Source organism: Rhodoferax sp. MLSD5-FHT05B10, assembly GCF_058793415.1.
The window spans coordinates 261,158-285,717 of record NZ_JBXAFT010000004.1; the positions used below are offsets into that span (position 1 = coordinate 261,158).

The 24,560-nt window shown below is 62.3% G+C and carries 24 protein-coding genes; 8 read left to right on the forward strand and 16 right to left on the reverse strand.

Features of this window, described 5'->3' with window-relative positions; translation table 11 throughout:
• Positions 1-24 precede the first annotated feature (24 nt).
• From AC1Q5W_RS08440 to AC1Q5W_RS08450, 3 genes are all read right to left on the reverse strand, one after another.
• Positions 25-681 (reverse strand): BON domain-containing protein, encoded by a 657-nt coding sequence (locus AC1Q5W_RS08440; RefSeq protein WP_492644818.1) that lies wholly within the window; start codon positions 679-681, stop codon positions 25-27.
• On the reverse strand, positions 678-1,277 hold the full coding sequence (locus AC1Q5W_RS08445) for a phosphoheptose isomerase (RefSeq protein WP_492644817.1): 600 nt from the start codon (positions 1,275-1,277) through the stop codon (positions 678-680). Before AC1Q5W_RS08445 ends, AC1Q5W_RS08440 begins: the two co-directional genes overlap by 4 nt.
• 80 nt (positions 1,278-1,357) lie before the next feature.
• A complete protein-coding gene (locus AC1Q5W_RS08450) occupies positions 1,358-1,747 on the reverse strand; it encodes a YraN family protein (RefSeq protein ID WP_492644816.1) in 390 nt (129 codons plus the stop codon).
• Between AC1Q5W_RS08450 and rsmI the strand changes: the two genes are divergently transcribed.
• Positions 1,748-2,689, forward strand: a complete 942-nt coding sequence (gene rsmI / locus AC1Q5W_RS08455; protein WP_492644815.1) for a 16S rRNA (cytidine(1402)-2'-O)-methyltransferase — start codon at positions 1,748-1,750, stop codon at positions 2,687-2,689.
• Between the two features lie 27 nt (positions 2,690-2,716).
• On the opposite strand, the gene AC1Q5W_RS08460 is transcribed toward rsmI, so the two are convergent.
• From AC1Q5W_RS08460 to AC1Q5W_RS08475, 4 genes are all read right to left on the reverse strand, one after another.
• Positions 2,717-4,600 carry a polysaccharide biosynthesis protein gene (locus AC1Q5W_RS08460; protein WP_492644814.1) on the reverse strand — a complete coding sequence of 628 codons (1,884 nt, stop codon included), beginning with the start codon at positions 4,598-4,600 and terminating at the stop codon, positions 2,717-2,719.
• A gap of 19 nt (positions 4,601-4,619) precedes the next feature.
• Positions 4,620-4,982 carry an H-NS histone family protein gene (locus AC1Q5W_RS08465; RefSeq protein WP_492644813.1) on the reverse strand — a complete coding sequence of 121 codons (363 nt, stop codon included), beginning with the start codon at positions 4,980-4,982 and terminating at the stop codon, positions 4,620-4,622.
• Positions 4,983-5,102: 120 nt separating this feature from the next.
• Positions 5,103-6,518, reverse strand: a complete 1,416-nt coding sequence (locus AC1Q5W_RS08470; RefSeq protein WP_492644812.1) for a mannose-1-phosphate guanylyltransferase/mannose-6-phosphate isomerase — start codon at positions 6,516-6,518, stop codon at positions 5,103-5,105.
• A gap of 97 nt (positions 6,519-6,615) precedes the next feature.
• Positions 6,616-8,625: an SDR family oxidoreductase gene (locus AC1Q5W_RS08475; protein ID WP_492644811.1), complete on the reverse strand. Its 2,010-nt coding sequence runs from the start codon at positions 8,623-8,625 to the stop codon at positions 6,616-6,618.
• Positions 8,626-8,845: 220 nt separating this feature from the next.
• On the opposite strand from AC1Q5W_RS08475, the gene AC1Q5W_RS08480 reads away from it, so the two are divergent.
• The 4 genes from AC1Q5W_RS08480 (at position 8,846) to AC1Q5W_RS08495 (ending at position 12,324) form a co-directional block, all read left to right on the forward strand.
• A complete protein-coding gene (locus tag AC1Q5W_RS08480) occupies positions 8,846-9,409 on the forward strand; it encodes a phasin family protein (protein ID WP_492644810.1) in 564 nt (187 codons plus the stop codon).
• Positions 9,410-9,556: 147 nt separating this feature from the next.
• Positions 9,557-10,804, forward strand: a complete 1,248-nt coding sequence (locus AC1Q5W_RS08485; RefSeq protein WP_492644809.1) for a patatin-like phospholipase family protein — start codon at positions 9,557-9,559, stop codon at positions 10,802-10,804.
• A gap of 7 nt (positions 10,805-10,811) precedes the next feature.
• Positions 10,812-11,477 carry a TetR/AcrR family transcriptional regulator gene (locus AC1Q5W_RS08490; RefSeq protein WP_492644808.1) on the forward strand — a complete coding sequence of 222 codons (666 nt, stop codon included), beginning with the start codon at positions 10,812-10,814 and terminating at the stop codon, positions 11,475-11,477.
• A 73-nt stretch (positions 11,478-11,550) separates the two neighbouring features.
• On the forward strand, positions 11,551-12,324 hold the full coding sequence (locus AC1Q5W_RS08495; RefSeq protein ID WP_492644807.1) for a hypothetical protein: 774 nt from the start codon (positions 11,551-11,553) through the stop codon (positions 12,322-12,324).
• Between the two features lie 13 nt (positions 12,325-12,337).
• On the opposite strand, the gene AC1Q5W_RS08500 is transcribed toward AC1Q5W_RS08495, so the two are convergent.
• Positions 12,338-13,933 (reverse strand): wax ester/triacylglycerol synthase family O-acyltransferase, encoded by a 1,596-nt coding sequence (locus tag AC1Q5W_RS08500; RefSeq protein ID WP_492644806.1) that lies wholly within the window; start codon positions 13,931-13,933, stop codon positions 12,338-12,340.
• 175 nt (positions 13,934-14,108) lie between these two features.
• Here AC1Q5W_RS08500 and AC1Q5W_RS08505 point away from each other — a divergent pair, with 175 nt between their 5' ends.
• Positions 14,109-14,363 carry an acyl-CoA-binding protein gene (locus AC1Q5W_RS08505; RefSeq protein WP_492644805.1) on the forward strand — a complete coding sequence of 85 codons (255 nt, stop codon included), beginning with the start codon at positions 14,109-14,111 and terminating at the stop codon, positions 14,361-14,363.
• Between the two features lie 63 nt (positions 14,364-14,426).
• Here AC1Q5W_RS08505 and AC1Q5W_RS08510 read toward each other — a convergent pair whose 3' ends face one another.
• The gene (locus tag AC1Q5W_RS08510) at positions 14,427-14,753 is read right to left on the reverse strand and encodes a polyhydroxyalkanoic acid system family protein (RefSeq protein ID WP_492644804.1); all 327 of its coding nucleotides are present in this window, start codon (positions 14,751-14,753) and stop codon (positions 14,427-14,429) included.
• Between the two features lie 94 nt (positions 14,754-14,847).
• Here AC1Q5W_RS08510 and AC1Q5W_RS08515 point away from each other — a divergent pair, with 94 nt between their 5' ends.
• Entirely contained in the window at positions 14,848-15,180 is a 333-nt protein-coding gene (locus tag AC1Q5W_RS08515; RefSeq protein WP_492644803.1) for a DUF1840 domain-containing protein, read from the forward strand.
• Between the two features lie 18 nt (positions 15,181-15,198).
• On the opposite strand, the gene AC1Q5W_RS08520 is transcribed toward AC1Q5W_RS08515, so the two are convergent.
• The 7 genes from AC1Q5W_RS08520 to AC1Q5W_RS08550 form a co-directional block, all read right to left on the reverse strand.
• Positions 15,199-16,476 carry a phenylacetate--CoA ligase family protein gene (locus tag AC1Q5W_RS08520; protein ID WP_492644802.1) on the reverse strand — a complete coding sequence of 426 codons (1,278 nt, stop codon included), beginning with the start codon at positions 16,474-16,476 and terminating at the stop codon, positions 15,199-15,201.
• A 14-nt stretch (positions 16,477-16,490) separates the two neighbouring features.
• A complete protein-coding gene (locus AC1Q5W_RS08525; protein ID WP_492644801.1) occupies positions 16,491-17,336 on the reverse strand; it encodes an ABC transporter ATP-binding protein in 846 nt (281 codons plus the stop codon).
• Between the two features lie 102 nt (positions 17,337-17,438).
• Positions 17,439-18,767: an ABC transporter substrate-binding protein gene (locus AC1Q5W_RS08530; RefSeq protein WP_492644800.1), complete on the reverse strand. Its 1,329-nt coding sequence runs from the start codon at positions 18,765-18,767 to the stop codon at positions 17,439-17,441.
• Between the two features lie 54 nt (positions 18,768-18,821).
• Positions 18,822-19,898, reverse strand: a complete 1,077-nt coding sequence (locus AC1Q5W_RS08535; protein ID WP_492644799.1) for a branched-chain amino acid ABC transporter permease — start codon at positions 19,896-19,898, stop codon at positions 18,822-18,824.
• 10 nt (positions 19,899-19,908) lie between these two features.
• Positions 19,909-20,838, reverse strand: coding sequence for a branched-chain amino acid ABC transporter permease (locus AC1Q5W_RS08540; RefSeq protein ID WP_492644798.1), 930 nt, complete (start codon positions 20,836-20,838; stop codon positions 19,909-19,911).
• An 11-nt stretch (positions 20,839-20,849) separates the two neighbouring features.
• Positions 20,850-21,632 carry an ABC transporter ATP-binding protein gene (locus tag AC1Q5W_RS08545; protein WP_492644797.1) on the reverse strand — a complete coding sequence of 261 codons (783 nt, stop codon included), beginning with the start codon at positions 21,630-21,632 and terminating at the stop codon, positions 20,850-20,852.
• On the reverse strand, positions 21,629-23,575 hold the full coding sequence (locus AC1Q5W_RS08550) for an AMP-dependent synthetase/ligase (RefSeq protein WP_492644796.1): 1,947 nt from the start codon (positions 23,573-23,575) through the stop codon (positions 21,629-21,631). The genes AC1Q5W_RS08545 and AC1Q5W_RS08550 overlap by 4 nt, the downstream gene beginning before the upstream one ends.
• Before the next feature lie 169 nt (positions 23,576-23,744).
• Here AC1Q5W_RS08550 and AC1Q5W_RS08555 point away from each other — a divergent pair, with 169 nt between their 5' ends.
• Entirely contained in the window at positions 23,745-24,458 is a 714-nt protein-coding gene (locus AC1Q5W_RS08555) for a Crp/Fnr family transcriptional regulator (protein ID WP_492644795.1), read from the forward strand.
• Positions 24,459-24,560 lie beyond the last annotated feature (102 nt).

Here is a 24,560-nt window from a genome sequence, read left to right on the forward strand (position 1 = left end):
AAAAAACGGCCCGAGGGCCGTTTTTCAGTTCTTGACCCGGGCCGAGGACTCAGGCGTCTCGGCAGAGGGCTGCGGCAGCGTGCGCGCCAGTTCGTCTTCGCTGATGTACTCCAGCATGCGTACCACGCGCAGCACGCCCGAGGTTCCGCTGATGACCTCGGTGGCCCGCTTGGCCTCGCGCTGCGTCACGCGTCCCATCACATAGGTTGTTCCGCGCTCGGTGGTGATCTTGAAGGCATTGGCAAACAGGTCTTTGGCGTCCACCAGGTTGGCCTTGACCCGGCTGGTCACCAGGGCATCAGACGAGCGCTGTGTGAACGTGGTGTTGCCCATGACCGCCAATTCGTTCACGATGTTGCGCACGTTGTCCACGCCCGCGGCCACCTGCTCCACCAGCTGCTTGTCCTGCGCCGAGGGGACCTCGCCGGTGATCAGAAGCTGGCGGTTGTAGCTGGTGACGTTGACGTGGCCACGATCTCCCAGACTGTCGCCGATACGGCTTTTGGCACGGATTTCGATGCCTTCATCCTCCAGCACCGTTCCCGAGGTGCGGCGATCGGTGGCAACCATGCCCCCCACGACCGCGCCCCCCATCATCAGGGGCATGCACGCGGTCAGCGTGCCCAGGGTGCTGGCCAGCACCAGCAGGGTCAGGCCCGTACGACGAAACGGCATATTCATGTTGGTGTTTCCTGTTCGCCCAACAACTGGGCATCGACGCCATCGCAGAGGCAATGCAAGGTCAAAAGGTGCACTTCCTGAATGCGTGCCGTGCGCTCGTGCGGTACGCAGATATGCACATCGGTGTCGCGCAGCACCTGCGCCATCTTGCCGCCATTGCGGCCAGTCAACCCCACCACTACCATCTCGCGCTCGTGCGCGGCTTCAATGGCAGCCAGCACGTTGGCCGAGTTGCCGCTGGTGGAAATGGCCAGCAGCACATCCCCCGGCGAGCCCAATGCCCGCACTTGGCGGGAAAACACCACGTTGAAATCGTAGTCGTTGGCAATGGCCGTCAGGATGGAGCTGTCGGTGGTGAGCGCAATGGCGCCCAGCTCGGGGCGCTCACGCTCAAAACGACCCACAAATTCGGCCGCGAAGTGCTGGGCGTCGGCGGCCGATCCGCCATTGCCACACGCCAGCACCTTGCCCCCGCTGGTGACGCAGGCCAGCATGGCCTGCACGGCCGCGGCAATGGGTTTGCTCAGGACTTGCGCGGCCTGGTACTTCAGGTCCGCACTGTCTATGAAGTGTTGTTGAATTCGTTGTTCCAGCATGGGTGGCATGATACCGCGCCACCAATGTCCATGGCGCACGGCGGGTTCGGCTTGCGACATCACTTTACAGACCGTTACGGTCAGGCGGCATCAAAAGCCGCCTGCAACCACTGCAGGCCCTGCGGCTCAACCACCACGACATCAAACCGACACGGCGGCAGGGCGGGCAAGCGCATCAAGTAATGGCGTGCCGCAAAGACAATGCGGCGCTGCTTCACGCTGCCCACGCTCGCGGCCGCGCCGCCCTGGCGAACGGAGGCCCGTTTTCGCACTTCCACAAACACGGTGGTGCCGTCCGGTGCGCGCATGATGAGGTCGATTTCACCGCCGCCCCGCCCGGGCGTCCGATAATTGCGCACCAGCAGGCGCAAACCCTGCCCCTGCAGAAACCGCAATGCGTCGTCTTCTGCAGCGTCGCCCACCTGCTTGGTCGTGGCGGGTTGTGCTGGTTTGAATGGAAGGAACCCCATGTGAGCGCTTTATTTACCTCGGTCCTTGCCGCCTCCGCCGAGGCCGCTTCTGGACAGCATTATCCGCAAGGCACGCTCTACGTAGTGGCCACCCCCATTGGCAATCTGGCCGACATCAGCCTGCGGGCACTGCACGTGCTGGGCCTGGTCGATGCCATCGCTTGTGAGGACACCCGCCACACCCAGTCCCTGCTGCGAGCCTACGGCATCGACAAAGGCGCCAACCAACTCATTGCCGTGCATCAGCACAACGAGGCGCAGGCCGCCCAGACCGTGGTGGAGCAGTTGCGCCAGGGCAGGCGTGTGGCGTATGTCAGCGACGCCGGAACACCGGGGGTGAGCGATCCGGGTGCGCGCCTGGTCGCCACCGTGCACGCGCAGGGCTTGCGGGCCATGCCCCTGCCCGGCCCCAGCAGCGTGATCACTTTGCTGTCGGTAGCTGGCATTACCGAGGACAGCGCGCACACCGGCGGGTTTGTGTTCATCGGATTCTTATCCTCCAAGGCCACCGAGCGTGACAGGGCCGTGCAGTCGCTGATGACGCAGGAGCGTGCCGTGGTGCTGCTGGAAGCACCGCACCGCATCGAAGCGCTGGCCCAGGCGCTGGCGGTACTCGGAGCGCGCAAGGTCACCGTCGGACGCGAACTGACCAAGCAGTTCGAAGAAGTTGCTACGGTGACAGCAGAAAATCTGGCCGCCTGGTTCGCACAGGACGCCAACCGCCTGCGCGGCGAATTTGCCCTGGTGCTACACCCGGCACCTTGCACCGCTGCGGCCGGACCCGACACCCGGGTTCTGAAACTTTTGCTGGAGCAGCTCCCCTTGAAAACGGCCGTCAAGCTGGCGGCCGATATCAGCGGCGAACCCCGCAACGCGCTTTACCAGCTGGCACTAACCCTGAAGAACAGCAGCGACAGTGGCAGCGATGCGACCGACGCGTGACATGCAGGAAAGCCTGGACACAGCGGGTCACGCAGACGCGTCGAGCGCCCCCGTATACCCGTGCACACAATGCTGCAGCACGGCCTTGATCTGCCCGACATCACCGGTTCCTGCGGCGTGGCGCAGTATTTCCAGTTGCTGTTCCAATTCGGGCCACTCCAGATAGCTCTCGTGCGCTTTCATGATGCGCGGATGGGCTGTGGACGTGGGGTTGTCGCCAATCAGTAGCTCTTCATACAGCTTCTCGCCCGGTCGCAACCCCGTGATGGCGATGGTCACATCACCAGTGGGATTGGCATCGTCGCGCACCGACATGCCGGACAGTTCCACCATGCGCCGGGCCAAATCCACAATCCGGACCGGCTCGCCCATATCAAGCACAAACACCTCTCCCCCACGGGCCATGGCCCCAGCCTGCAGCACCAGTTGGGCGGCCTCCGGAATGGTCATGAAATAGCGTGTGACTTCGGCGTGAGTGACCGTCAACGGCCCGCCCGCGGCCAGTTGACGGCGGAACAATGGCACGACGCTGCCGCTGGAGCCCAGCACGTTGCCAAACCGGACCATGCCAAAGCACGTTCCCGCTGATGACCCCGACTGTGACGCCAACGCCTGCAAGACCAACTCGGCCATGCGCTTGCTGGCTCCCATGACGTTAGTTGGTCGCACGGCCTTGTCTGTGGAAATCAGGATGAAGTGGGCCACGCCGCTGTCCATCGCGGCCTGCGCCACGTTCAGGGTGCCAAACACATTGTTGGCAATGCCCTCGGAAGGGTTGGATTCCACCATGGGCACGTGCTTGTACGCCGCCGCGTGGTACACCGTATGGGGACGGTAGGTGTGGAAGATTTCCCGCAAACGAACTGGATTGGTCACGCTGCCCAACAGCGGGACCAATGCAACGCCATACTCCCCCGCCGTACACAGCCCCTCCAGTTCCTGGTGAATGCTGTACAGGTTGAATTCACCATGGTCCAGCAGCAAAAGCTGGCGTGGTCGCTCGGCCAGAATTTGCCGGCACAACTCGCTCCCAATACTGCCGCCAGCACCGGTAACCAGAACCACTTTGTCGGCCAAATTGCGCGCAAGCAGTTCAGTATCGGGAGGGACCGGATCACGACCCAACAGGTCTTCAATATCCAGTTCCTTGAGATCCTGTACCGTTACGCGTCCGCTGGCCAGATCCGCCATGCCCGGCAAGGTGCGGATATGCACCGGCAGTGAACGCAGACTTTGAATGATGCTGTTGCGCCGCTCGCGTGAAGCACTAGGCAGCGCCAGAAGGATGTCCGTTACGCCCAGACGCGCAACCAGCCCCGCCACTTCATCGCGACCATAGACCCGAACCCGGTTGATGTTGCGGCCAATTTTGTCCGCGTCATCATCCACGAAACCCAGCAAGTCGAATTGACCGGAGACCCCTAGCGCAGACGCCGTTTGTACACCGGCCGTTCCCGCCCCATAAATGAGCAGTCGGCCTTCTGTTTGGTTACGTGCCCGATCCAGATCCGCCAACCAGAAACGTGCAAACGCACGACTGGCCCCTACCAGCAGAAAAAAAACAAGGGGCTGCAGGATACCCAAGCTACGCGGCACACCTGGCCATTGCCGCCACAGCAAAATCGCCAGCAACAGCGCCGCATAGACGGCAATGGCCTTGGCCGTCGCCATCAACGCGGCCTGACCGGTATAGCGGAAAATGGCCCGGTACAGACCGAATTGCACAAACACCGGCACGGCGAGCACCGGCGCCAGACCATACACCCACCACTGCGCGCCCGTGGGCCAGTTTGGCGTATCCAGTCGCAAGGAAAACGCCACCCATGTGGCCAGCAACGCCAGGCACACGTCCAGCGAAACCACCACCAAGCGCTTGGCCGCACGCGGCCAAGCCAGAACCCTGTCCTGCATCAGACGCTCTTGGTCTGCATCAGGATTTGATTGCAAACGCTTCTTTTGTTTGCCCCTGGGCCAACAGCGTTGCCAGCCAGCGGGGCGTCAGGCCGCGGCCACTCCACGTTTCGCCGTTAGGGCCGCGGTATTTGGCCGCCACCGAAACTCCTGCAGCCTTCTTCTTGGCCTTGGTTCCTACGGCTTTACCAGCTGCAGCAGGACGGCCGCGGCCCTTGCGCGGGCTACCGGACGCAGCCTGCAGATCCTTGACCGTAATTCCAAAGGCCGTCATTTTCGCTAGGATGTCCTGCACGGTCCTGTCAAACTCCTTGGCCTTGATCTCGGATGCCTGTTTCTGCAGCTTTTGGATTTGGACCTGAATTTCAATCAAATTGCTCATGAAAGTACCTTGTTTTATCTAAAACACCAATTACGCCGCAGTCATTTGTTATATCCCAATACTCCAAATTTTCAGTATGACAATATATCCGCATCGTACAAAGCAGTACCCACTGGCAGATCATCGCCTGCCATAACTATCTGTCATCCGCTCAATATCATCTTCGCCCAGATAGGTTCCGCTCTGCACTTCAATAATTTCAAGCGGCGTATTCCCAGCATTTGTTAATCGATGCACCTGCCCCTGAGGAATAAATGTGCTTTGATTTTCATGCAATACCAGCATTTGATCGCCATTAATCACTTCTGCAACTCCACTCACCACCACCCAGTGCTCGGCTCGATGCTGGTGTCTTTGCAATGACAGCGATGCCCCAAGCTTGACCGTAATGCGCTTCACTTGGTGGCGCGGTCCCACATCCACACTGTCGTACCACCCCCAAGGACGCGCCACGCGGCGGTGCTGCACTGCCTGCGAAGCGTCCAGTGACTCCAATCGTGCCACCACCTCTTTGACCTCCTCGGCATGCCCGGTATCCGCCACCAGCAAGGCATCCGGCGTGTCTATGATCAACAAGTTTTTGGTGCCCAAGGCCACCACAGGGCGTTGACCCGCAGCATGGATAAAGGTGTCGCTGTCGTTGATATGGTGTGCACACTGCGGATCACCGCCAGAACGGTTTCCGCTGTTATCAGGCGGTGACAAATCAGCCACTGCGTTCCAGCTACCGACGTCACTCCAGACCCCAGAAAATGGGAACACGGCCACGTTGGCCGCTCGTTCCATCACCGCGTAATCAATAGACTGACTACGGCAACCGGAAAAATCCTGCGCATCCGGTCGGGTAAAAGAACCGTCCTGCTGGGGGAGGCGCATGGCAAGGCGACAGACTTCCAGAATATCAGGAGCGTGCGTTTGCAACGCGTCGAGCAAGGTCTGCGCATGCGCCAGGAAAATACCTGCGTTCCACAGATACTGGCCACTAGCGAGGAGTTCCAGCGCCCGCTCCTGGGTGGGTTTTTCCACGAACCGCGCGGCCGAAACCCCCCCACACTCCTCTGGCGCCCCCTTTTGAATGTAGCCGTAGGCAGTACTGGGAAAACTGGGCATGACGCCGAAGGTCACCAGCCGCCCGGCTTGAGCGGCCGGCACTGCTCCGCGTACCATATCCACAAAGGCTTGCGTATCGGGAATATGGTGATCTGCTGGACAAAACAGCAACAACGCATCCTCGGGCGCAGCCAAGGCTGCCAACGCCATAGCGGCAGCCGTATTTTTAGGCTGCGGCTCCAGAATCTGGCGCACAGCTACACCCGCTTCTGCTGCAGCCTCCGCGACTAAAAAGCGGTGTTCTTCAGACGACACGCAGGTAATGCCGTCAGTAGCCCCCTGCAACAGGGGCATGACGCGCTCCAGCGTGAGCTGCAGCAATGACTTTCCACCCAACAAGGGGATGAATTGCTTCGGAAAAGCCTTGCGTGACAGCGGCCACAGACGGGTACCGCTGCCGCCACAGAGGATGACGGGATAGATCATGCAGGATGGTGGGGTGTCGAGCGCATGGCCGCATTGTAAGTTGCAGCCTCACTCTCACGCAGCCATCACGCCCTATGCAACACGCCTGCCGCACACCTCAGAAATGAATCCCCCGCATCATCTGCTGCATGGCAATGGCTTCGGCGGACAGTTGCTGCTTCACCGGCTTCTCACCCGGCTTCTGCCCCTTGGCAGCCGTGGAGTCGGGGAACATGCGGAAGCTGGTGTTCATGGCAATCTGCGCAATGCGTGGCACCAGGGCATGCATCAGCTGCCCCGTGATGCCCAGCCGGGTGGCAATGCGCACCGGCTTGAAGATGCAAGCCTGCGCCACCATGTCGGCGGCCTGCTCGGGAGACAGCGTGGGCACGTTGTTGTAGAGGTTGGTCGGCGCAATCATGGGGGTACGCACCAGCGGCATGTTGATGGTGGTGAACGAGATGCCCTGGTCGGCAAATTCGCTGGAGGCGCAGCGCGTCCAGGCGTCCAGCGCGGCTTTGGAAGCCACATAGGCACTGAAACGGGGTGCATTGGTCAGCACGCCAATCGAGCTGATATTGACCACATGCCCCTTCTTTTTGGTGACCATGCCCGGCAAAAAACCCATGGTGACGCGCAGGCAGCCAAAATAGTTGAGCTGCATGGTGCGCTCGTAGTCATGGAAACGGTCATAGCTACCCTCGATGGCGCGGCGAATGGAGCGGCCGGCATTGTTGACCAGGAAGTCCACACCGCCATGATCGTCAATGACCTGTTTTACAAAACGGTCGCAATCGGCCATGTCGGCAATATCCGCCGGATAGGCCAGAAAACGGTACCCCTTGGCCTTGGCCTCCTTGCAGGCTTCCTCCAGCTTGTCCACGTCGCGGCCGCATATCAGGGTAATGGCTCCCGCTTCGGCAAACTTGTGTGCTGCGGCCAGACCGATCCCGGATGAGCCACCCGTCACCAGCACCACTTTGCCGGCAACCGTGCCCTTGAGCGAACGGTCGATGTGCAGATCCGGGTCCAGGTGGCGCTCCCAGTAGTCCCACAGGCGCCATGCATAGTCTTTCAGATTGGGACACTCCACGCCCGTGCCCTTGAGCATGGCCTGTGCACCGCGACAGTCAAAGCGGGTGGGGTAGTTCACAAACGTGAGCATGTCTTCGGGCAGGCTCAGGTCTTTCATGATGGCGTTGCGCACGCGGCGCACCGGCGCCAGCGCCATCAGGCTCTTGGTGACACTGCGGGGAATGAACCCCAGCAGCGCCGCGTTGACAAACAGGTTCATCCGCGGCGCATGCGCGGCCTTGCCAAAGATATCCAGCACGTCGCCCACGCGGTAACCGACCGGGTCCACCAAGTGATAGCACTGCTTGTTGATGCCCGTCTTGTGACTAATGGCGTTCAGGGCGTCGACCACAAAATCCACCGGCACGATATTGATGCGCCCACCCTCCAGGCCGATGGCTGGCATCCAGGGCGGCAGCAGTTGGCGCATGCGCTGGATGAGCTTGAAGAAGTAATAGGGGCCGTCAATCTTGTCCATCTCGCCCGTGCGGCTATCGCCGACCACCATGGCGGGTCGATAAACCGACCACGGCACCTTGCACTCCTTGCGCACGATTTTTTCACTCTCGTGCTTGGTCATGAAATAGGGGTGGTCGTAGTTCTCGGCCTCTTCGAACATGTCCTCGCGGAAAACCCCTTCGTACAAACCGGCTGCCGCGATACTGGAGACGTGGTGGAAGTGCCCGGCGTCCAGGGCCTTGGCCAGTTCCACCGTATTGCGCGTGCCTTCGATGTTGACGGCAATCTGGCTCTCTTCGTCGGCACCCAGGTCATACACCGCGGCGAGGTGGTAGAAATGGTCAATCTGGCCCTTCAGCCCTTTGATCACGTCGGCACTCATGCCGAGTTTTTTGCTGGTCAGATCGCCGAAAACGGGAACCGCACGTGCGGCACTTCGGGCATCGTTGAGCCCCCAGAAAACACGCAGGTCATCGACCTTTGCGGCGCTCTCCTGACGGAGCAGAAAATGGACCACAGCGCCTTTGCGCTCCAGCAGTTTCTTGACGAGCCGTTTACCAATAAAGCCGGTGGCACCGGTAACAAAATACTGCATACACACTCCCATTAAGGGAAGCATTCTTACCCAGATTATGAGGACGCATGTTCAGCGTAAACCCGCACACCTTCGCTGCAAAAAGGCGGCCCCACAGGGGCCGCAACAAGTTAGTAAAGCCCACCTAAACACGAACCCCTACTGCGCGTAGAGTAGAGAATTGCAGTGGCGTGTCATATCCGCGTCCAAGTGAACAACCCTATTTTTCCTGGAGCTCCCCATGGTCACCAAACTCAAAAAAAAATCCGGCACCACCAAAGCAACTGGCGCCCAACTGTCTGGCTCTGTCAAGGATTCGGCACAGCAGATTTGGCAGGCCGGCTTGGGTGCTTTCACGCGAGCCCAGGCAGAAGGGTCCAAAGCCTTTGAATCCCTGGTCAAGGAAGGCATCAGCATCCAGCGCAAGACTCAGGCGGCAGCTGAAGAGAAAATTTCCGAGGCCACCAACAAGATGTCCACCATGGCAACCGACATTTCTGCCAAGGCATCAGGCCAGTGGGACAAGCTGGAAAATATTTTTGAGGAACGCGTGGCCAAGGCCCTGAACAAACTGGGCGTTCCCTCCGCCAAAGATGTCAACGCCCTCATCGACCGCATTGACGAGTTGAACAAGGCCGTCCAGAAACTCTCTGCCAAAGCCCCTGCCACCAAGCCCGCCGCCCCCAAGGCCAAGGCAACGCCAGCCCGTAAATCCGCCAAGGCGGCGCCCAAGCGTGCAGCACCGGCCCGCAAGACCACGCGGTCCGGAGCAACCAAGGCGGTAGCGCCGGAACAAGCCGAGTAAGCACCCCGGCGATCCGCACGGGACAGGGGCGCAGTGGCGTCCCTTGGACCATGTGGGCGCCATTCCAGCCGCAGCGCGCGGTCAACGCACCTTGGTTTGTTGCATTGCAGCAATACAGATCCACATGGCACTCTACACTTCGCATCCATGAAGGCCCCCGCGGAAGCCCCTCCCAAAATCGCCCTGGCACTGGCGGGCGGCGGCCCCTTGGGCGCGATTTACGAAGTCGGCGCCATGTGTGCGCTGGAAGAGTCCCTGAACGGACTGGATTTCACCAAGCTGCACCACTACGTCGGAGTCTCCGCTGGCGGCTTCATCGCCGCTGCGCTGGCCAATGGCATGTCGCCACGTGAACTGTGCGCTTCCTTTATCGAAAACGACAGTGAACCCTCGGAAACCTTCGACCCCTCCTGGTTGATGGAACCCGCGTACAGCGAATTTGCCCGCCGCGGCATCATGCTGCCCGGTTTGGTCGTCTCCGCCTTGTGGCATCTGGCATCTGGCCGCAAATCGCTGATGAACGCGCTGGAACACCTGAGTCCCGGGCTGCCCACGGGCGTTTTTTCCAATCAGCAAATCGATACCCAGCTGGCACGGCTGTTCAGCCGGGACGGGCGCACCAACGACTTTCGCAAGCTCAAGACCCAGCTCACCCTGGTTGCGACCAACCTGGACAGCGGTGAAGCCGCCCCCTTCGGCCGCCCTGGCTGGGACCATGTGCCCATCTCCCAGGCGGTACAGGCCAGCTCCGCCCTGCCCGGCCTGTTTCCGCCAGTGGAAATTGATGACCAGTATTACGTGGATGGCGCCCTGAAAAAAACCATGCACGCCTCCGTGGCCCTGGAGGATGGCGTGGATTTGATGATCTGCCTCAACCCCCTGGTGCCATTTGATGCCACGTCTCCGCAGGTGGCCAAGGTCATGCAGCGGGGGCTGCCGGCCAACAAGCGCGAAATTCCACGCATTGTCGATGGCGGCCTGCCCGCCGTGCTCAGCCAGACCTTCCGTTCCATGATCCACTCCCGCATGGAACTGGGCATGAAGCATTACCACCACGGCTACCCGCACACCGACATCATCCTGATCGAGCCGGACCATCGCGACCCGGAGCTGTACCTGGCCAATACCTTCAGCTATGCCCAACGCCGCCACCTGGCTGAACACGCCTACCAGCAGACACGCCAGATGCTGCGTTCACGCAAGACCGGTCTGTCGGCCAAGCTGGCACGCCATGGCATCAGCCTGAACCATGACGTTCTGGACGATCCCAAACGCCATCTGTCCGCCCCTGCCAAGTCGCCCACCCGGATCGGGCAGGCCATCTCGCGCCTGCAGGAGGTGATGGACGACCTGGGCGACGCGGTAAAGACCGCCACCCACGCACAGCCCCACTGAGCCGCCCATGGTCAAGAAAGCTCCCCGACGCACGGCCGAACGCATTCTGGAAGTCACGCTGGAACTGTTCAACCGGTTTGGCGAGCCCAACGTTTCGACCACCCTGATCTCTGCCGAACTCGGCATCAGCCCCGGCAACCTGTATTACCACTACCCGGCCAAGGATGAGCTGATCAACTCCCTGTTCGACCGCTATGAAGCCGCGCTCAATGAACTGCTCAACGCCAGCGATGGCGTGCGCGACGTGGAAGATGCCTGGTTCTTCATGCACACCCTGTTTGAGTTGATCTGGCAGTACCGTTTCCTCTACCGCGACCTCAACGACTTGCTGAGCAAAAACCGCCGGCTGGAAACCCACTTCCAGTGGGTGCTCAAGAACAAGACCCGTTCGGTCAAGGCGCTGCTGGACGGCATGAGCCGCTCGGGCGCCATCCACATCGACTCCCGCGAAGTCGAAGCAACCGCCACCAGCATGGTAGTCGTGCTGACCTACTGGCTGAGCTTTGAATACGTGAAGGACCCGCGCAACGCGCTGGAGCCCGCCAGCGCACAGGCGGCCCTGATGCGGGGCGCGCATCATGTCCTGAACCTGCTGGTTCCCTACCTGGAAACTGCGCAACGCACCCATTTGTTGCAGTTGTCAGGCGCGTACAAGACACCTGTGATACCTTGAAAGCAAACAGAGTTGCCACCACGCCCCACGGCACGGCAGGCGACCACCGAAGCACACAGAGGAGACCGCCGCCATGGCGCCATGGAACACCTTCGTCCACGCGGGCGACTACCCGTTTGACGTCGCCAGCGTAGCCACACACTGGAGTCGCCTGCATGCCGGCGACCTGGAGCCCTTGCCCCGGGATGCCAGGGTCCTGTCTGCCTGGGCCCTGTTCCACCAGGGCGCGTTCCAGCAGGCCGTGGAGACCGCGCTGCAAGCCGGCCCCGCTGGCATCACCGTAGCCAACAAGGCAACCTGCATGTACGCCAACTACCTGGAACCCCGGGAGCAGACCCGGCTCGACTTGTTCCTGCAGGTGGCCAAGCGGGCCGCGGAGCAGGCGGCCGCGGAGCCCGGCAATGCCAATGCGTTTTACTGGCAGGCCTATGCCCTGGGCCGCTACAGCCAGTGCATCAGTGTGGCCAAGGCGCTGGCGCAGGGGCTCGGCACCCGCGTCAAATCCGCCCTGGAGACCGTCTTGCACCTGCAGCCCCGCCACGCCGATGCCCATGTCGCACTGGGAGCCTTCCACGCCGAAGTCATCGACAAGGTGGGCGCCCTGATTGCCCACATGACCTACGGCGCCAAGAAGGACACCAGCCTGCACTGCTTCCAGCAGGCGCTTCGCCTCACCCCCGGGTCGGCTATTGCCATGGTCGAATACGCCAACGCCCTGACCATGCTCGAAGGCGAACCTCGCATGGCAGAAGCCACCCGCCTGTACGAGCAGGCCGCAGCCACGCCGGCACTGGACGCCACGCAGCGGCTGGATGTGATGATGGCGCAGGCCGAGCTGGCCGCCTGAGACCGCGACGGGCTTATTCGCCCCAGGGCAGCATCAGGGTCACTACCGACAGCTTGGCAAACTCCGGTTCAAAGCGGTTGATGATGTTTTGCGGGTCCGGGCACAGGGTGGAGTCCGACACCAGGCCAAACTGCACACCGCCACCGTAGCTCAGGATGGAGACACCCAGCCCGACCGTGCCGCTTTGCGGCACCCAGAACAGGTTCTCCTCGATCGTGGAGCCGCAAATCTTCAACTTCTCCCGCGGCCCGGGCACATTGGTCATCACCGCCGTGGTCTTGCGCGAGAACAGGCCGAGCATGGCGTCCTGCAGTGGCTTGACCAGCAGCCCGGCAACCGCCACCAGCCCGAAAGCCAACAAGGGCTGCATGCTTCCCTTGAGCGCCAGCATGCGTCGCCGCACTTCGTATAGCCGCTCCACCGGGTTGTCCAGCCCGATGGGCAATACCAGGGGCGCCAGCCCGAACTGGTTGCCCAGCATGTACGCCTGGTCCAGCGACCGCAGGTTCACCGGCACCATGGCGCGCACCTCCTTGCCCGTGACGTCGTCGCCCTGCGCCCGCAGGTAGCCACCAATGGCTCCGGCCACGCAGCTGAGCAGCACGTCGTTGATGGAGCAATTCAGGGCCTTGCCCACTGCCTTGACTTCATCCAGCGGAATTGGCGGACACCACGCCACCCGCTTGGCGTGACCCGGAGTGCCCTTGAGCCGCGTCGGCGAATCATCCGCCATGAGCGCCAGCGCGGCCAGGTCACTAACGGCCTGGTAGGCCAGTTTGGCCACATCGACCGATCCGTGCATGCCCTTTTCCATTCCCTTTTGTGGCTCCATCAGCAACCCCAGGGACTGGACCGCACCTTCGCCCGCGGCCGACAGCGCCTTGACCGTCATGTTGGTAAAGGGCTTGAGCAGGGCGTCGGCCACCCAGTCCTCGGCGCCACCCACCGCCTCCCGGGGTGCACGCACCGGAGGCTGCGCACCACCATCCACCAGCGACTGCGTGACGGAGATCAGGGCAATGCCATCGGCAATGCAGTGGTGAATGCGCACCATCAGGGCAGAACCGCCCTTGTAATGCTCCACCAGATGAAACTGCCAGAGCGGACGCCGCTTGTCCAGCGGCCGCATCGCCAGTTCCGCCAGACGCTCCTGCAGGGCTTCCTGCTCGTGCCCGGCCGGCTTGGGGGCCAGCTTCTCCACCACCAGGTGGTTGGCAATGTTGAACGTCGGGTCCTTGACCCAGGTCGCCCCGGCAGCGTCTTCCTCCGCGAACTGCACAAAGCGCGGATATTTGAGCATGCGTTCCTGGACGCGCTGGCTCAAGGCCTCGTAGCTGATGCCGGGCTTGATCACCCACACACCCACAATCATCATCAGGTTGGAAGGGGTATCCATGCGCAGCCAGGCCGTATCGACCTTGCTCATGCGCTCCCCATGCAAGCCCAGCGTTCCGACCAGCACATCGGCCACGTTCTTCTGCAGCGCCTGGGTGGCGCTGCGGGTGGCCTGGGCCGCCTTGCGGGCTTTGGGGGCCAGCGGGGCGACACGCGCGGCAACCCGCTTCTTGGCTGTTTTGGCGGCTTTCTTCACAATGACTCGGGTAACCATCTGGGCTCCAAAACAAGTACAAACGATGTGCCAACCCGCAGCCGGGGAATGCTCCGCCCTGGGTTGTTCAACCTATTCTGCAGGTAAAACGCAGCTTAAGATATATGGTAAACACCCAAGCGGGCGGGATATCCGCCCTGGGTCCGAGTTTGCCCCCCCCTTCACGGAGAACCCCATGACCGATCTGAAAGCCAAATTCGAAGCCGCCGTTGCCAACTCGAAAAACCTGACCGAGCGTCCCGACAATGGCACGCTGCTCAAGATTTACGGGCTGTACAAGCAGGCCAGCGCCGGCGACAACACGGAGAAGAAACCCGGTTTCGCCGACATGGTGGGACGCGCCAAGTGGGACGCCTGGAACGGTTTTCAGGGCACCAGCAGCGAAGCGGCGATGCAGCAGTACATCGACCTCATCGAATCTTTGAGCTAAATAGCCAGCAATCCCTTATGCTGCCTGCGCAGGCAGCTAGCAAAACAATAGCACCTGCGGGTGCTATTGTTTTTTGGCAGACCCTTTCTTGCCGGCGGCCTTGGGGGCCAGCAGGTCGTCCAGGTTCTTGACGATTTCCGCCTCGATCCGGTCCTTGAAAGCCCCCAGCAGGAAACCCAGCTTGGCATCCAGATCAAAGTGGTCGGCGGTGACGTGCAGGGTGCCGTTCACGCCGGAGCGGGTGAAAACGACCTCGTCCGCCGCCCCACCCTCCTTGTACACACAGGCCATGCCGAATTCGCTTTCTACGTGCTCGGCCCAGGCAAACGCAATCTTGCGGGCCGCCGCCAGGCCCAGGGAATGTTCGCGTCGAATGTGAAGATTGGCCAACGGGTTGCTCCTGCTGTCTGAAAATTCAGGGGGTTTGGTTCATACTCAAACGCATCATAAAACCTCTTCGGCCACGTCACCCTGCGCACCACCCATGCTGTACAAATTCAAGTCCAAGGTCACCGGCGACCTCATCATGCTGGAGCCCAACGGGCGCCAGATCCTGAAGATCATTGGCCGGAACCATGATGCCCCACCGGGCCCGGGCATCTTGCTGCCGCAGGACATGCCGGCGGCCATTGAGGCGCTGGAGGCGGCCGTCGCGCAGGACGAAGCCCTGCGGCAACGCCAGCTGCAGGAAGCCCAGGAGGCCGGCGAAGCCTCGCCGCAGCTGGAGGGCGTCTCGCTGCGCCAGCGTGCGGTGCCCTTTATCGAAATGCTGCAGCGCTGCCACCGGGCCGACAAAGAGGTCGTCTGGGGCGTGTGAATCCCCTGGCCCGGCTGCCTACTTGTAGCTACGGGCGTCCTCGATGACTTTGCCGTCGTTGGGCAGACTGCCGGGTTGGCGAATTTCCACCTGCCCCCGCAACTTGGTCACCTCGCGGATGGCGTCGCCAATCCGCGCCGCCAGCCCCTCGGGGGCCGACGCGGCTTCCACCTGCAAGGTCATCACGTCGTTGGCCATCTCGCCGCTGACCACCAGACGGGCGCGGGCCACCTCAGGAAACCGCTTGGCAATGTCGGCCACCTGCTTGGGGTGGACAAACATGCCACGGACCTTGGTGGTCTGGTCGGCCCGCCCCAGCCAACCCTTGATACGGGTGTTGGTGCGCCCCGTCGGGCAGGTTCCGGGCAGCACGGCCGACAGGTCCCCGGTACCAAAGCGGATGAGCGGGTAACTCGGATTCAGAGTGGTGACCACCAGCTCGCCGACCTCGCCATCGGCCACCGGATCACCGGTTCCGGGACGCACGATTTCCACCACCACGGACTCGTCCAGCACCAGGCCTTCACGCGCCGCGGTTTCATAGGCAATCAGGCCCAGGTCGGCCGTGCCATAGCACTGGTAACCAGCGATACCGCGGGCGGCGAACCAGTCGCGCAGCGAGGGCGGAAAGGCCTCGGCCGACAGAAGTGCCTTGGTCACGGTGGGCAGGGGCACCTGCATCTCGGCGGCCTTTTCCACGATGAGCTTGAGAAAACTGGGCGTGCCGATGTAGCCCGCGGGCTGGAGTTCGGCCATGGCCTGCACCTGCTGCTCCGTCTGCCCCGTGCCTCCCGGGAACACCGTGCACCCCATGGCGTGGGCGCCGGTTTCCATCATGGAGCCGGCCGGCACAAAGTGGTAGCTGAAGCAGTTGTGGATGAGCTCCCCAGGGCGAAAGCCGGCGGCGTACATGGCCCGGGCCATGCGCCAGTAGTCGCGCGTGGTGCTCTCGGGTTCGTAGATCGGCCCCGGGCTGGAAAACACCCGGGGCATGGCAGCGCCGAAGCCGATGGCGCTGAAACCGCCGAACACGTCACCGGATGCCACGGCGCCCGCCGCCCGGCTGCGGGCCGCCTGCTGGCGCTCCTGCAGTTCGGTCTTGCGGATCACCGGCAGACGGGCCAGGGCCGCGCGGTCGACCACCGTGGCCGGGTTGACACCGCCCAACAGGTCGGCGAATGCGGCCGAAGACGCCTTGGCGTGGGCCACCTGGGGTGCCAGCGCTGCCATCAGGGCCGCTTCGCGCTGGACGGGGGGGCGCACTTCCAGTGCGTCGTAAAAAGGGGATGCAGACATCGGGTATTGGTCCTTCACGCCAACCAGCGCTTGCGGCGCTTGTAGCTCTTCACATCCTTGAAGCTCTTGCGCTCGCCGCCGCCCACACCAAGGTAAAACTCTTTCACGTCTTCATTGCTGCGCAGATCTTCCGCGGCGCCATCCATCACCACCCGTCCGGATTCCATGATGTAGCCGTAGTCGGCATATTTCAGGGCCATATTGGTGTTCTGCTCGGCCAGCAGGAACGTGACCTTTTCTTTGGCGTTGAGGTCCTTCACGATCTCGAACACCTCCTCCACAATCTGCGGCGCCAGGCCCATGGACGGCTCGTCGAGCAGCACCATGCTGGGGTTGGCCATCAACGCGCGGCCAATGGCGCACATCTGCTGCTCGCCGCCCGACGTGTAGGCCGCCTGGCTGGTGCGCCGGGTCTTGAGCCGCGGGAAGTAGGCGTACACCTTCTCCAGGTTGGCGGCCACTTCGGCCCGGCTCGTGCGGGTGTAGCTGCCGGTCAGCAGGTTTTCCTCAATGGTCAGGTGGGCGAAACAGTGCCGCCCCTCCATCACCTGGACCACCCCGCGGCGCACCAGGTCGGCCGGCGAGAGGTTTTCGATGCGTTCGCCCCGCAATTCAATGGAGCCCTTGGTGACCTCGCCGCGCTCGCCGGCCAGCAGATTGGAGATCGCCCGCAAGGTGGTTGTCTTGCCCGCGCCGTTGCCCCCCAGGATGGCCACAATGCCGCCCTCCGGCACCTGCAGCGAAACCCCCTTGAGCACCAGGATGACGTGGTTGTAAATGACCTCAATGCCATTGACGTTGAGAACAATGTTGCGCGCCGCTGCGGGCGCCGAAGGGGTGGTAGTGGTGGATGGTTCCATAGTGGGTTCTCGTGGTCCAAACGACAGGGCGTCTGGCGCCGTGCCCGGCGCCCTGTCGTTTGGTGGCTCCGAAGAGCCACCGGCTTAGTTACACGTCAGCGATCAGGACTGGCAATCGGTCCCGGGGCGGCGTGTCATCTTCTTGTCGGCCAGGTACTTGTCGGCACCGGCCTTGATCATGGGCTTGAGGATCTGCTCGTCAGCCTGGATGAAGTCGGAACTGAAGTTCCACTTCTTGCCGTCCCAGGTCTGCACGCGGGCCCAGGTGGAGCCCATGTGGTCCGAGCAGGAGGTGGACAGGGGACGCATGACGCCCGTGAAGCCCAGCGCATCCAGACGCTTCTGGTCCAGGTTCAGGTTTTCCAGGCCCCAGCGCACCTGCTCGCCCGTCATGACCTTGCCCTTGCCGAAACGTTCCTGCGCACGGCGCACGGCTTCCACGCCCAGCATCCCGATGATCGCGCCGCGGGTATACAGCACCTGGCCCACTTCGTCCTTGGGTCCGGTTCCCTGACCCTTGGCGTGCACGTATTTCAGGATGTCCTGGATCACCTTGGGTTCCTGGCCCGAAGTGTTGAGCGCCAGCGCGTTGTAGCCCTTGGCACCTTCGCCCACGTCCTTCACGTCCGGCTCGGCACCAGCCCACCACACGCCGTACATCTTTTCACGCGGATAGCCGGTTGCCTGGGCTTCCTTCAGGGCGGTGGAGTTCATCACACCCCAGCCCCACAGCAGCACGTAGTCCGGCTTGCTCTGGCGCACTTGCAGCCAGGCCGATTTCTGCTCCACACCAGGTGCCGTCACGGGGATCAGCTGCAGGTCAAAGCCATGCATGCGGGCGCGCTCCTGCAGCAGCGGAATGGGTTCCTTGCCGAACGGAGAGTCGTGGTACACCAGCGTGATCTTCTTGCCCTTGAGCTTGTCGAGTCCGCCTTCCTTCTTGCCCAGGTACTGGATCAGGATGTCGGCGCCGGTCCAGTAGCTGCCCATCATCGGGAAGTTCCACTTGAAGGCCATGCCGTCCTGCGCCACGGAAAGACCGTAGCCCAGCGTGATCAGCGGCACCTTGTCGTGGGGCACTTTTTCGGTCAGCGCAAAGGTGATGCCGGTGGCCTGGGGGTCAAACAGCGACACGCCGGGGCGGCTCTTGAGGCGCTCATAGCACTCCACGCCACGGTCCGTGGCATAGCCGGTCTCGCACTCTTCAAACGTGATCTTCACGCCGTTGATGCCGCCATCACGGGCGTTGACCATCTTGAGGTAGTCCTGCTTGCCGTTGGCCCATGGCACACCGTTGGGTGCATAGGGACCCGTGCGGTAGGACAGCAGCGGAAAAAACTGTTCCTTGGCCTGGGCAAACGCGCTGGTCGACATGACCGATACGCCGGCCGCCACAGCGGCCACTGCCAGAATCACATTACGAACTTTCATTGTTGTCTCCTTAATAATCAAAAAGCACACACCCCGAAAACCGGTCACCCCCGCTCAGTGCGGGAACGGCCACAAACGCAATTTCTGCTTGCCCGTAGACCAGAGCTTGGCCATGCCGTGCGGCTCCACGATCAGGAACCAGACAATCAGGCCGCCAAACACCATCAACTCGGCATGCGATACACCCGCCGTGGAAATCTCCACGCCGAACAGTCCGGCCAGCGCCGGCAGGAACTGGCTCAACGCAATGGGCAGCACCACGATGAAGGCCGCGCCGAAGAAACTGCCCATGATGGAGCCCATGCCGCCCAGGATCACCATGAACAGCAGGCGAAACGACTGGTCCACCGAGAAGGCCGCCGGCTCCCACGCGCCCAGGTAGATGAAGGCCCACAAGGCGCCGGCCACGCCGACGATGAAGGAACTGACCGCAAACGCGCTCAACTTGGCGTACATGGGCCGGATACCGATCACGGCGGCCGCCACGTCCATGTCGCGGATGGCCATCCACTCCCGACCCACGGCACCGCGCACCAGGTTCTTGGCCAGCAGGGCAATCACCGCCAGCAACACCAGGCAGAACAGGTACTTGCTGAGCGGGCTCTCCAGCGACAGGCCGAACACCTGCAGGTCGGAAACCGACACCGAGCCGGAGGTCGAGTTGTTGGTGAACCATTGGATGCGCAGGAACATCCAGTCGGAAAAGAACTGGGCCGCCAGCGTGGCCACCGCCAGGTACAGGCCCTTGACGCGCAAACTGGGTAGACCGAACACCACGCCAAACAGCATGGCGCACACCCCGCCCAGGATCAGCGCCACGAGCAGGGGCATGCCGTCCACACGCACGAAGAAGTTGTAGGCCGAATAGGCGCCCACCGCCATGAAGGCGCCCGAACCCAGCGAAATCTGGCCGCAGTACCCCACCAGGATGTTCACTCCGATGGCGGCCAGCGAAAAGATCAGGAACGGAATCAGGATGGCGCGGAACATGTAGTCGCTGGCCAGCAGGGGAACCGCCACGAACGCACAGGCCAGCAGCACGAACACTGCCACGCGGTCCTGCGCAATGGGGAAGATCTGCTGGTCCGCCCGGTAATTGGTCTTGAACTGGCCGTTTTCTCTGTAGAACATATTTTTTTACTCAAACGCGATCAATGATCTTCTCGCCGAACAAACCTTGCGGACGGATCAGCAGGAAGCCCAGGGCCAGCACATAGGCAAACCAGATTTCGATGCCGCCACCCACCATGGGGCCGATGTACACCTCGGACAGCTTCTCGCCCACGCCGATGATCAGGCCGCCCACAATGGCGCCGGGCACCGAGGTCAGCCCGCCCAGGATGACCACAGGTAGCGCACGCATGGCGACCGTGGTCAGCGAGAACTGCACGCCCAGCTTGGAGCCCCAGATCATCCCGGCCACCAGCGCCACCACACCGGCCACGCACCACACGATGACCCAGATATGGTTAAGCGGAATGCCGATGCTTTGCGCCGCCTGGTGGTCGTCGGCCACGGCACGCAGGGCGCGGCCGGTGGCTGTCTTCTGGAAGAACACGCTCAGCAGCGCCACCAGCACGGCGGCGATGATGGCGGCGTACAGGTCTTCCTTGTTGATCAGGATGCCGCCGGCAAAGGTGCTCTCCAGAATCATCACCGGATCCTTCGGCATGCCGATGTCGATGGAGTAGATGCTGCTGCCAAAGATGGTCTGGCCCAGTCCCTCCAGGAAATAGGTGATGCCCAGCGTGGCCATCAGCAGCGTCGTGCCTTCCTGGTTGACCAGATGGCGCAGCACCAGCCGCTCGATCACCCAGGCGACCGCAAACATCACCGCACCGGCAATCACGAACGCGGCCACATTCACCACCACCGGGTCCTGCACGCCCGTCCATTGGGGAATCCATTCGGCAAAGCGCGCCATCGCCAGCGCGGCAAACAGCACCATGGCGCCCTGCGCGAAGTTGAACACGCCCGAGGCTTTGAAAATCAGCACAAAACCCAGTGCCACCAGCGAATACAGCATGCCGACCATCAGGCCGCCAAACAGTGTTTCCAGAAAAAATGCCATGTTCTTGTTCCTTAGTGGCTGGTGCCGAGGTAGGCGCTGATCACGTCTTCGTTGTTGCGCACTTCATCGGGCGTGCCATCGCCAATCTTCTTGCCGTAGTCCAGCACCACCACGCGGTCGGAGATATCCATCACCACACCCATGTCGTGCTCGATCAGCACCACGGTGGTACCGAACTCGTCGTTCACGTCCAGCACGAAGCGGCACATGTCCTGCTTCTCTTCCACGTTCATGCCGGCCATGGGCTCGTCCAGCAGCAGAACCTGCGGCTCCATCGCCAGGGCGCGGCCCAGGTCCACCCGTTTCTGCAGGCCGTAGGGCAGCTGCCCCACCGGCGTCTTGCGGTAGGCCTGGATTTCCAGGAAGTCGATGATGCGCTCCACCGCCTCGCGGTGGCGGATTTCCTCGCGTTCGGCCGGCCCCACGCGCAAGGCCTGCAGGAAGATGTTGCTCTTGATCTTGAGGTTGCGCCCGGACATGATGTTGTCCAGCACGCTCATGCCCTTGAACAGCGCCAGGTTCTGGAAGGTGCGGCCGATGCCCATGGTGGCCACCTGGTGACTGTCCATGTGCTTGAATGACTGGCCGCGGAAGGTGATGGAGCCCTGCTGCGGCGTGTACACACCGTTGATGCAGTTGAGCATGGAGCTCTTGCCCGCACCGTTGGGGCCGATGATGGCGCGCACTTCGTGCTCGCGCACGTTGAAGGAGATGTCGGTCAACGCCTTGACGCCGCCGAAACTCAGGGAGATGTTCTTGACGTCCAGGATGACGTCGCCGATTTTTTTGCTCATGCTGCGGCCTTCACGGGGGCAAAGGTCTTTGCGTCGTCAATCTTCAACGTGGCGCTCACGCTGCCGGTGCGCCCGTCTTCGAACTTGACCTGGGTTTCAATGAATTGCGAGGTTTTTCCGCTGTACAGCGCGTCCACCAGCACGTTATAGCGCTCGGCGATGAAGCCGCGACGGACCTTGTTGGTGCGGGTGAGCTCGCCGTCGTCGGCGTCCAGCTCCTTGTGCAGCACCAGGAAGCGGCTGACCTGGCTGCCTGCCAGCAGGGCGTCCACGCTGAGGTCGGCGTTGACCTGCTCCACGCACTCCTTGATGAGCTGGTAGACCTCGGGCTTCTGCGCCAGATCGGTATAGCCCGCATACGGCAGGTTGCGCCGCTCGGCCCAGTTGCCCACGGCGTCGAAGTCGATGTTGATGAACACGCACACCTGGTCGCGGCCATCGCCATAGGCCACCACTTCCTTGATGTGCTGGAAGAACTTGAGCTTGTTCTCCACGTACTTGGGCGCGAACATGGCGCCGTCGTTGGCGCCGCCCTTGATGCGGCCCACGTCCTTCACGCGGTCGATGATCTTGAGGTGGCCGTGGTTATCGATGAAGCCGGCGTCGCTGGAGTGGTACCAGCCATCGGTCGTCAGCACCTCGGCCGTGGCCGTGGGGTTCTTGTAGTACTCCTTGAGCAGACCGGGCGACTTGATCAGGATCTCGCCGTTGTCGGCAACCTTGATCTCCACGCCGTCGCAGGGCACACCCACCGTGTCGGCGCGCGCCTCGTGGTCGGGCTGCAGGCAGACGAACACGGCGGTCTCGGTGGAGCCGTAGAGCTGCTTGAGGTTGATGCCGATGGAGCGGAAGAAACTGAACAGGTCCGGGCCAATGGCCTCACCCGCCGTGTAGGCCACGCGCACGCGGCTCATGCCCAGGTTGTTGCGCAGCGGGCCGTACACCATGAAGTTGCCCAGCGCATACAGGGCGCGGTCCAGGGCCGACACCGATTTGCCGTCCATCAGCGCCGGGCCAACGCGCTTGGCCACCCGCATGAAATAATGAAACATGCCGCGCTTGAGGGCGCCGGCGTCTTCCATGCGGATCATCACGCTGGTCAGCAGGCCTTCAAAAATCCGGGGCGGGGCGAAATAGTAGGTCGGGCCGATTTCCTTCAGGTCGATGGTGACCGTGGCCGCCGACTCCGGACAGTTCACCACATAGCCGCAGGCCAGCCACTGGGCGTAGCTGAAGATGTTCTGGCCGATCCAGGCCGGCGGCAGGTAGGCCAGCACCTCTTCGGCATGGGTCAGGCGGTCGAATTCGGCGCCCACCCGCGCCCGGTTCAGCAGCGAGTTGTGGGTGTGCACCACCCCCTTGGGGTTGCCCGTGGTACCCGAGGTGAAGAACATGGCCCCCACGTCGTCGGGCTGGGCCTGGTTCACCTGGCTGGCATAAAAATCGGGGTGCACGGCCAAGAAGGCGCGTCCGGCACCCTGCAACTCGTCCAGCGCGGCCAAGCCGGGCTCGTCGTACTTGCGCAGGCCGCGCGGGTCGTCAAAGTAGATGTGCGCGAGCTGCGGGCAGGCCTCGCGGATTTCGAGCAGCTTGTCCACCTGCTCCTGGTCTTCGGCGAAGGCAAAGCGCACTTCGGCGTTGTTGATGGGGAACACGCACTCGGCAGCGGCGGCGTCCTGGTACAGCGGCACGGGGATGGCACCCAGCGACTGCACCGCCAGCATGGTGGCGTACAGGCGCGGCCGGTTGGCCCCCACCACCACCATGTGCTCACCGCGGCGCAGACCGGCCTGGTGCAGGCCGGCGGCCAGCTGCTGCACCATGGTCGCCAGGTCCGCCCAGGACAGCGACTGCCAGATGCCGTATTCCTTCTCGCGCATGGCGGGCGCATCCGGGCGCTCGTTGGCGTGCTTCAGAAGTAGTCGCGGGAAAGTCGTTTGCATTCCGGTTCCTTGTCACCTTTGCGTAGCCCTGGACTTGTGTAACAGGGCTTTGTATGGTTGCAATTATTGACTTGGCATTTGACGCCAAGTTGTCATTCGGACGACAATTGAAGCCTTTCTCGGTAGGTGTTTTCCCTGCACTTTCACCCACCTTACAACGCACAGCCCCATGCCCCTCGACTCTTCGCTCCACCAACGCCGCCGCGCCCTGACGGCCGGAGAACTCGACGCCATTCCATGGATCCATCTGCTGGCGCCACAGGAACGCGAACGCGCCGTGGCGGACCTGAAAATTGCCGAGGCCAGCCCGGGCGAATACGTCTGCCGCATGGGCCGCCCGGCCACCTACTGGTTTGGCGTGGTGGACGGTCTGCTCAAGATGAGCAGCGACAACGAGCACGGGCAGACCATGACCTTCACCGGCGTGCCCCCCGGCGGTTGGTTTGGCGAAGGCACCGCCCTCAAGCGCGAGGCTTACCGCTACAACATCCAGCCACTGCGCAACAGCCACGTCGCCGGGCTGCACGTGGACACCTTCCACTGGCTGCTGGACCACTCCATCGGTTTCAACCGCTTCATCATGAACCAGCTCAACGAACGCCTGGGCCAGTTCATTGCCGCGCGCGAGATCGACCGCATGACCAACCCCGACATCCGCGTCGCCCGCAGCCTGGCCACCCTGTTCAACCCCGTGCTCTACCCCGGCGTGGGCGAGGTGCTGCGCATCACCCAGCAGGAGCTGGCCTACCTGGTGGGCCTGTCGCGCCAGCGTGTGAACGAAGCCCTGACCACGCTGGCAGAGCAGGGCTCCATCCGCGTGGAATACGGCGGCCTGCGCGTGTTGGACCTGCCGGCGCTGCGCAGCCACGTATTTACAAAATAAACCCGCCTCTAGCCCTCGTAAATACTTCGTAGGTAGCTACTGTTTTTATAGCAATATCGAATGCCTTGCATTGCCGCTGGCTGGGCGAGACTGCCGGCACAT

What these genes read in the sequence shown, in the direction of transcription:
- AC1Q5W_RS08555 (WP_492644795.1), top strand. Translation starts at nt 23,745, where the DNA reads ATGCCCCTCGACTCTTCGCTCCACCAACGCCGCCGCGCCCTGACGGCC.
- AC1Q5W_RS08440 (WP_492644818.1), bottom strand. Translation starts at nt 681, where the DNA reads ATGAATATGCCGTTTCGTCGTACGGGCCTGACCCTGCTGGTGCTGGCC.
- AC1Q5W_RS08535 (WP_492644799.1), bottom strand. Translation starts at nt 19,898, where the DNA reads ATGTTCTACAGAGAAAACGGCCAGTTCAAGACCAATTACCGGGCGGAC.
- AC1Q5W_RS08465 (WP_492644813.1), bottom strand. Translation starts at nt 4,982, where the DNA reads ATGAGCAATTTGATTGAAATTCAGGTCCAAATCCAAAAGCTGCAGAAA.
- AC1Q5W_RS08445 (WP_492644817.1), bottom strand. Translation starts at nt 1,277, where the DNA reads ATGCTGGAACAACGAATTCAACAACACTTCATAGACAGTGCGGACCTG.
- AC1Q5W_RS08495 (WP_492644807.1), top strand. Translation starts at nt 11,551, where the DNA reads ATGGCGCCATGGAACACCTTCGTCCACGCGGGCGACTACCCGTTTGAC.
- AC1Q5W_RS08485 (WP_492644809.1), top strand. Translation starts at nt 9,557, where the DNA reads ATGAAGGCCCCCGCGGAAGCCCCTCCCAAAATCGCCCTGGCACTGGCG.
- AC1Q5W_RS08545 (WP_492644797.1), bottom strand. Translation starts at nt 21,632, where the DNA reads ATGAGCAAAAAAATCGGCGACGTCATCCTGGACGTCAAGAACATCTCC.
- AC1Q5W_RS08550 (WP_492644796.1), bottom strand. Translation starts at nt 23,575, where the DNA reads ATGCAAACGACTTTCCCGCGACTACTTCTGAAGCACGCCAACGAGCGC.
- AC1Q5W_RS08475 (WP_492644811.1), bottom strand. Translation starts at nt 8,625, where the DNA reads ATGCAGTATTTTGTTACCGGTGCCACCGGCTTTATTGGTAAACGGCTC.
- AC1Q5W_RS08460 (WP_492644814.1), bottom strand. Translation starts at nt 4,600, where the DNA reads ATGCAGGACAGGGTTCTGGCTTGGCCGCGTGCGGCCAAGCGCTTGGTG.
- AC1Q5W_RS08500 (WP_492644806.1), bottom strand. Translation starts at nt 13,933, where the DNA reads ATGGTTACCCGAGTCATTGTGAAGAAAGCCGCCAAAACAGCCAAGAAG.
- AC1Q5W_RS08450 (WP_492644816.1), bottom strand. Translation starts at nt 1,747, where the DNA reads ATGGGGTTCCTTCCATTCAAACCAGCACAACCCGCCACGACCAAGCAG.
- AC1Q5W_RS08540 (WP_492644798.1), bottom strand. Translation starts at nt 20,838, where the DNA reads ATGGCATTTTTTCTGGAAACACTGTTTGGCGGCCTGATGGTCGGCATG.
- AC1Q5W_RS08525 (WP_492644801.1), bottom strand. Translation starts at nt 17,336, where the DNA reads ATGGAACCATCCACCACTACCACCCCTTCGGCGCCCGCAGCGGCGCGC.
- AC1Q5W_RS08470 (WP_492644812.1), bottom strand. Translation starts at nt 6,518, where the DNA reads ATGATCTATCCCGTCATCCTCTGTGGCGGCAGCGGTACCCGTCTGTGG.
- AC1Q5W_RS08520 (WP_492644802.1), bottom strand. Translation starts at nt 16,476, where the DNA reads ATGTCTGCATCCCCTTTTTACGACGCACTGGAAGTGCGCCCCCCCGTC.
- AC1Q5W_RS08515 (WP_492644803.1), top strand. Translation starts at nt 14,848, where the DNA reads ATGCTGTACAAATTCAAGTCCAAGGTCACCGGCGACCTCATCATGCTG.
- AC1Q5W_RS08490 (WP_492644808.1), top strand. Translation starts at nt 10,812, where the DNA reads ATGGTCAAGAAAGCTCCCCGACGCACGGCCGAACGCATTCTGGAAGTC.
- AC1Q5W_RS08480 (WP_492644810.1), top strand. Translation starts at nt 8,846, where the DNA reads ATGGTCACCAAACTCAAAAAAAAATCCGGCACCACCAAAGCAACTGGC.
- AC1Q5W_RS08530 (WP_492644800.1), bottom strand. Translation starts at nt 18,767, where the DNA reads ATGAAAGTTCGTAATGTGATTCTGGCAGTGGCCGCTGTGGCGGCCGGC.
- AC1Q5W_RS08505 (WP_492644805.1), top strand. Translation starts at nt 14,109, where the DNA reads ATGACCGATCTGAAAGCCAAATTCGAAGCCGCCGTTGCCAACTCGAAA.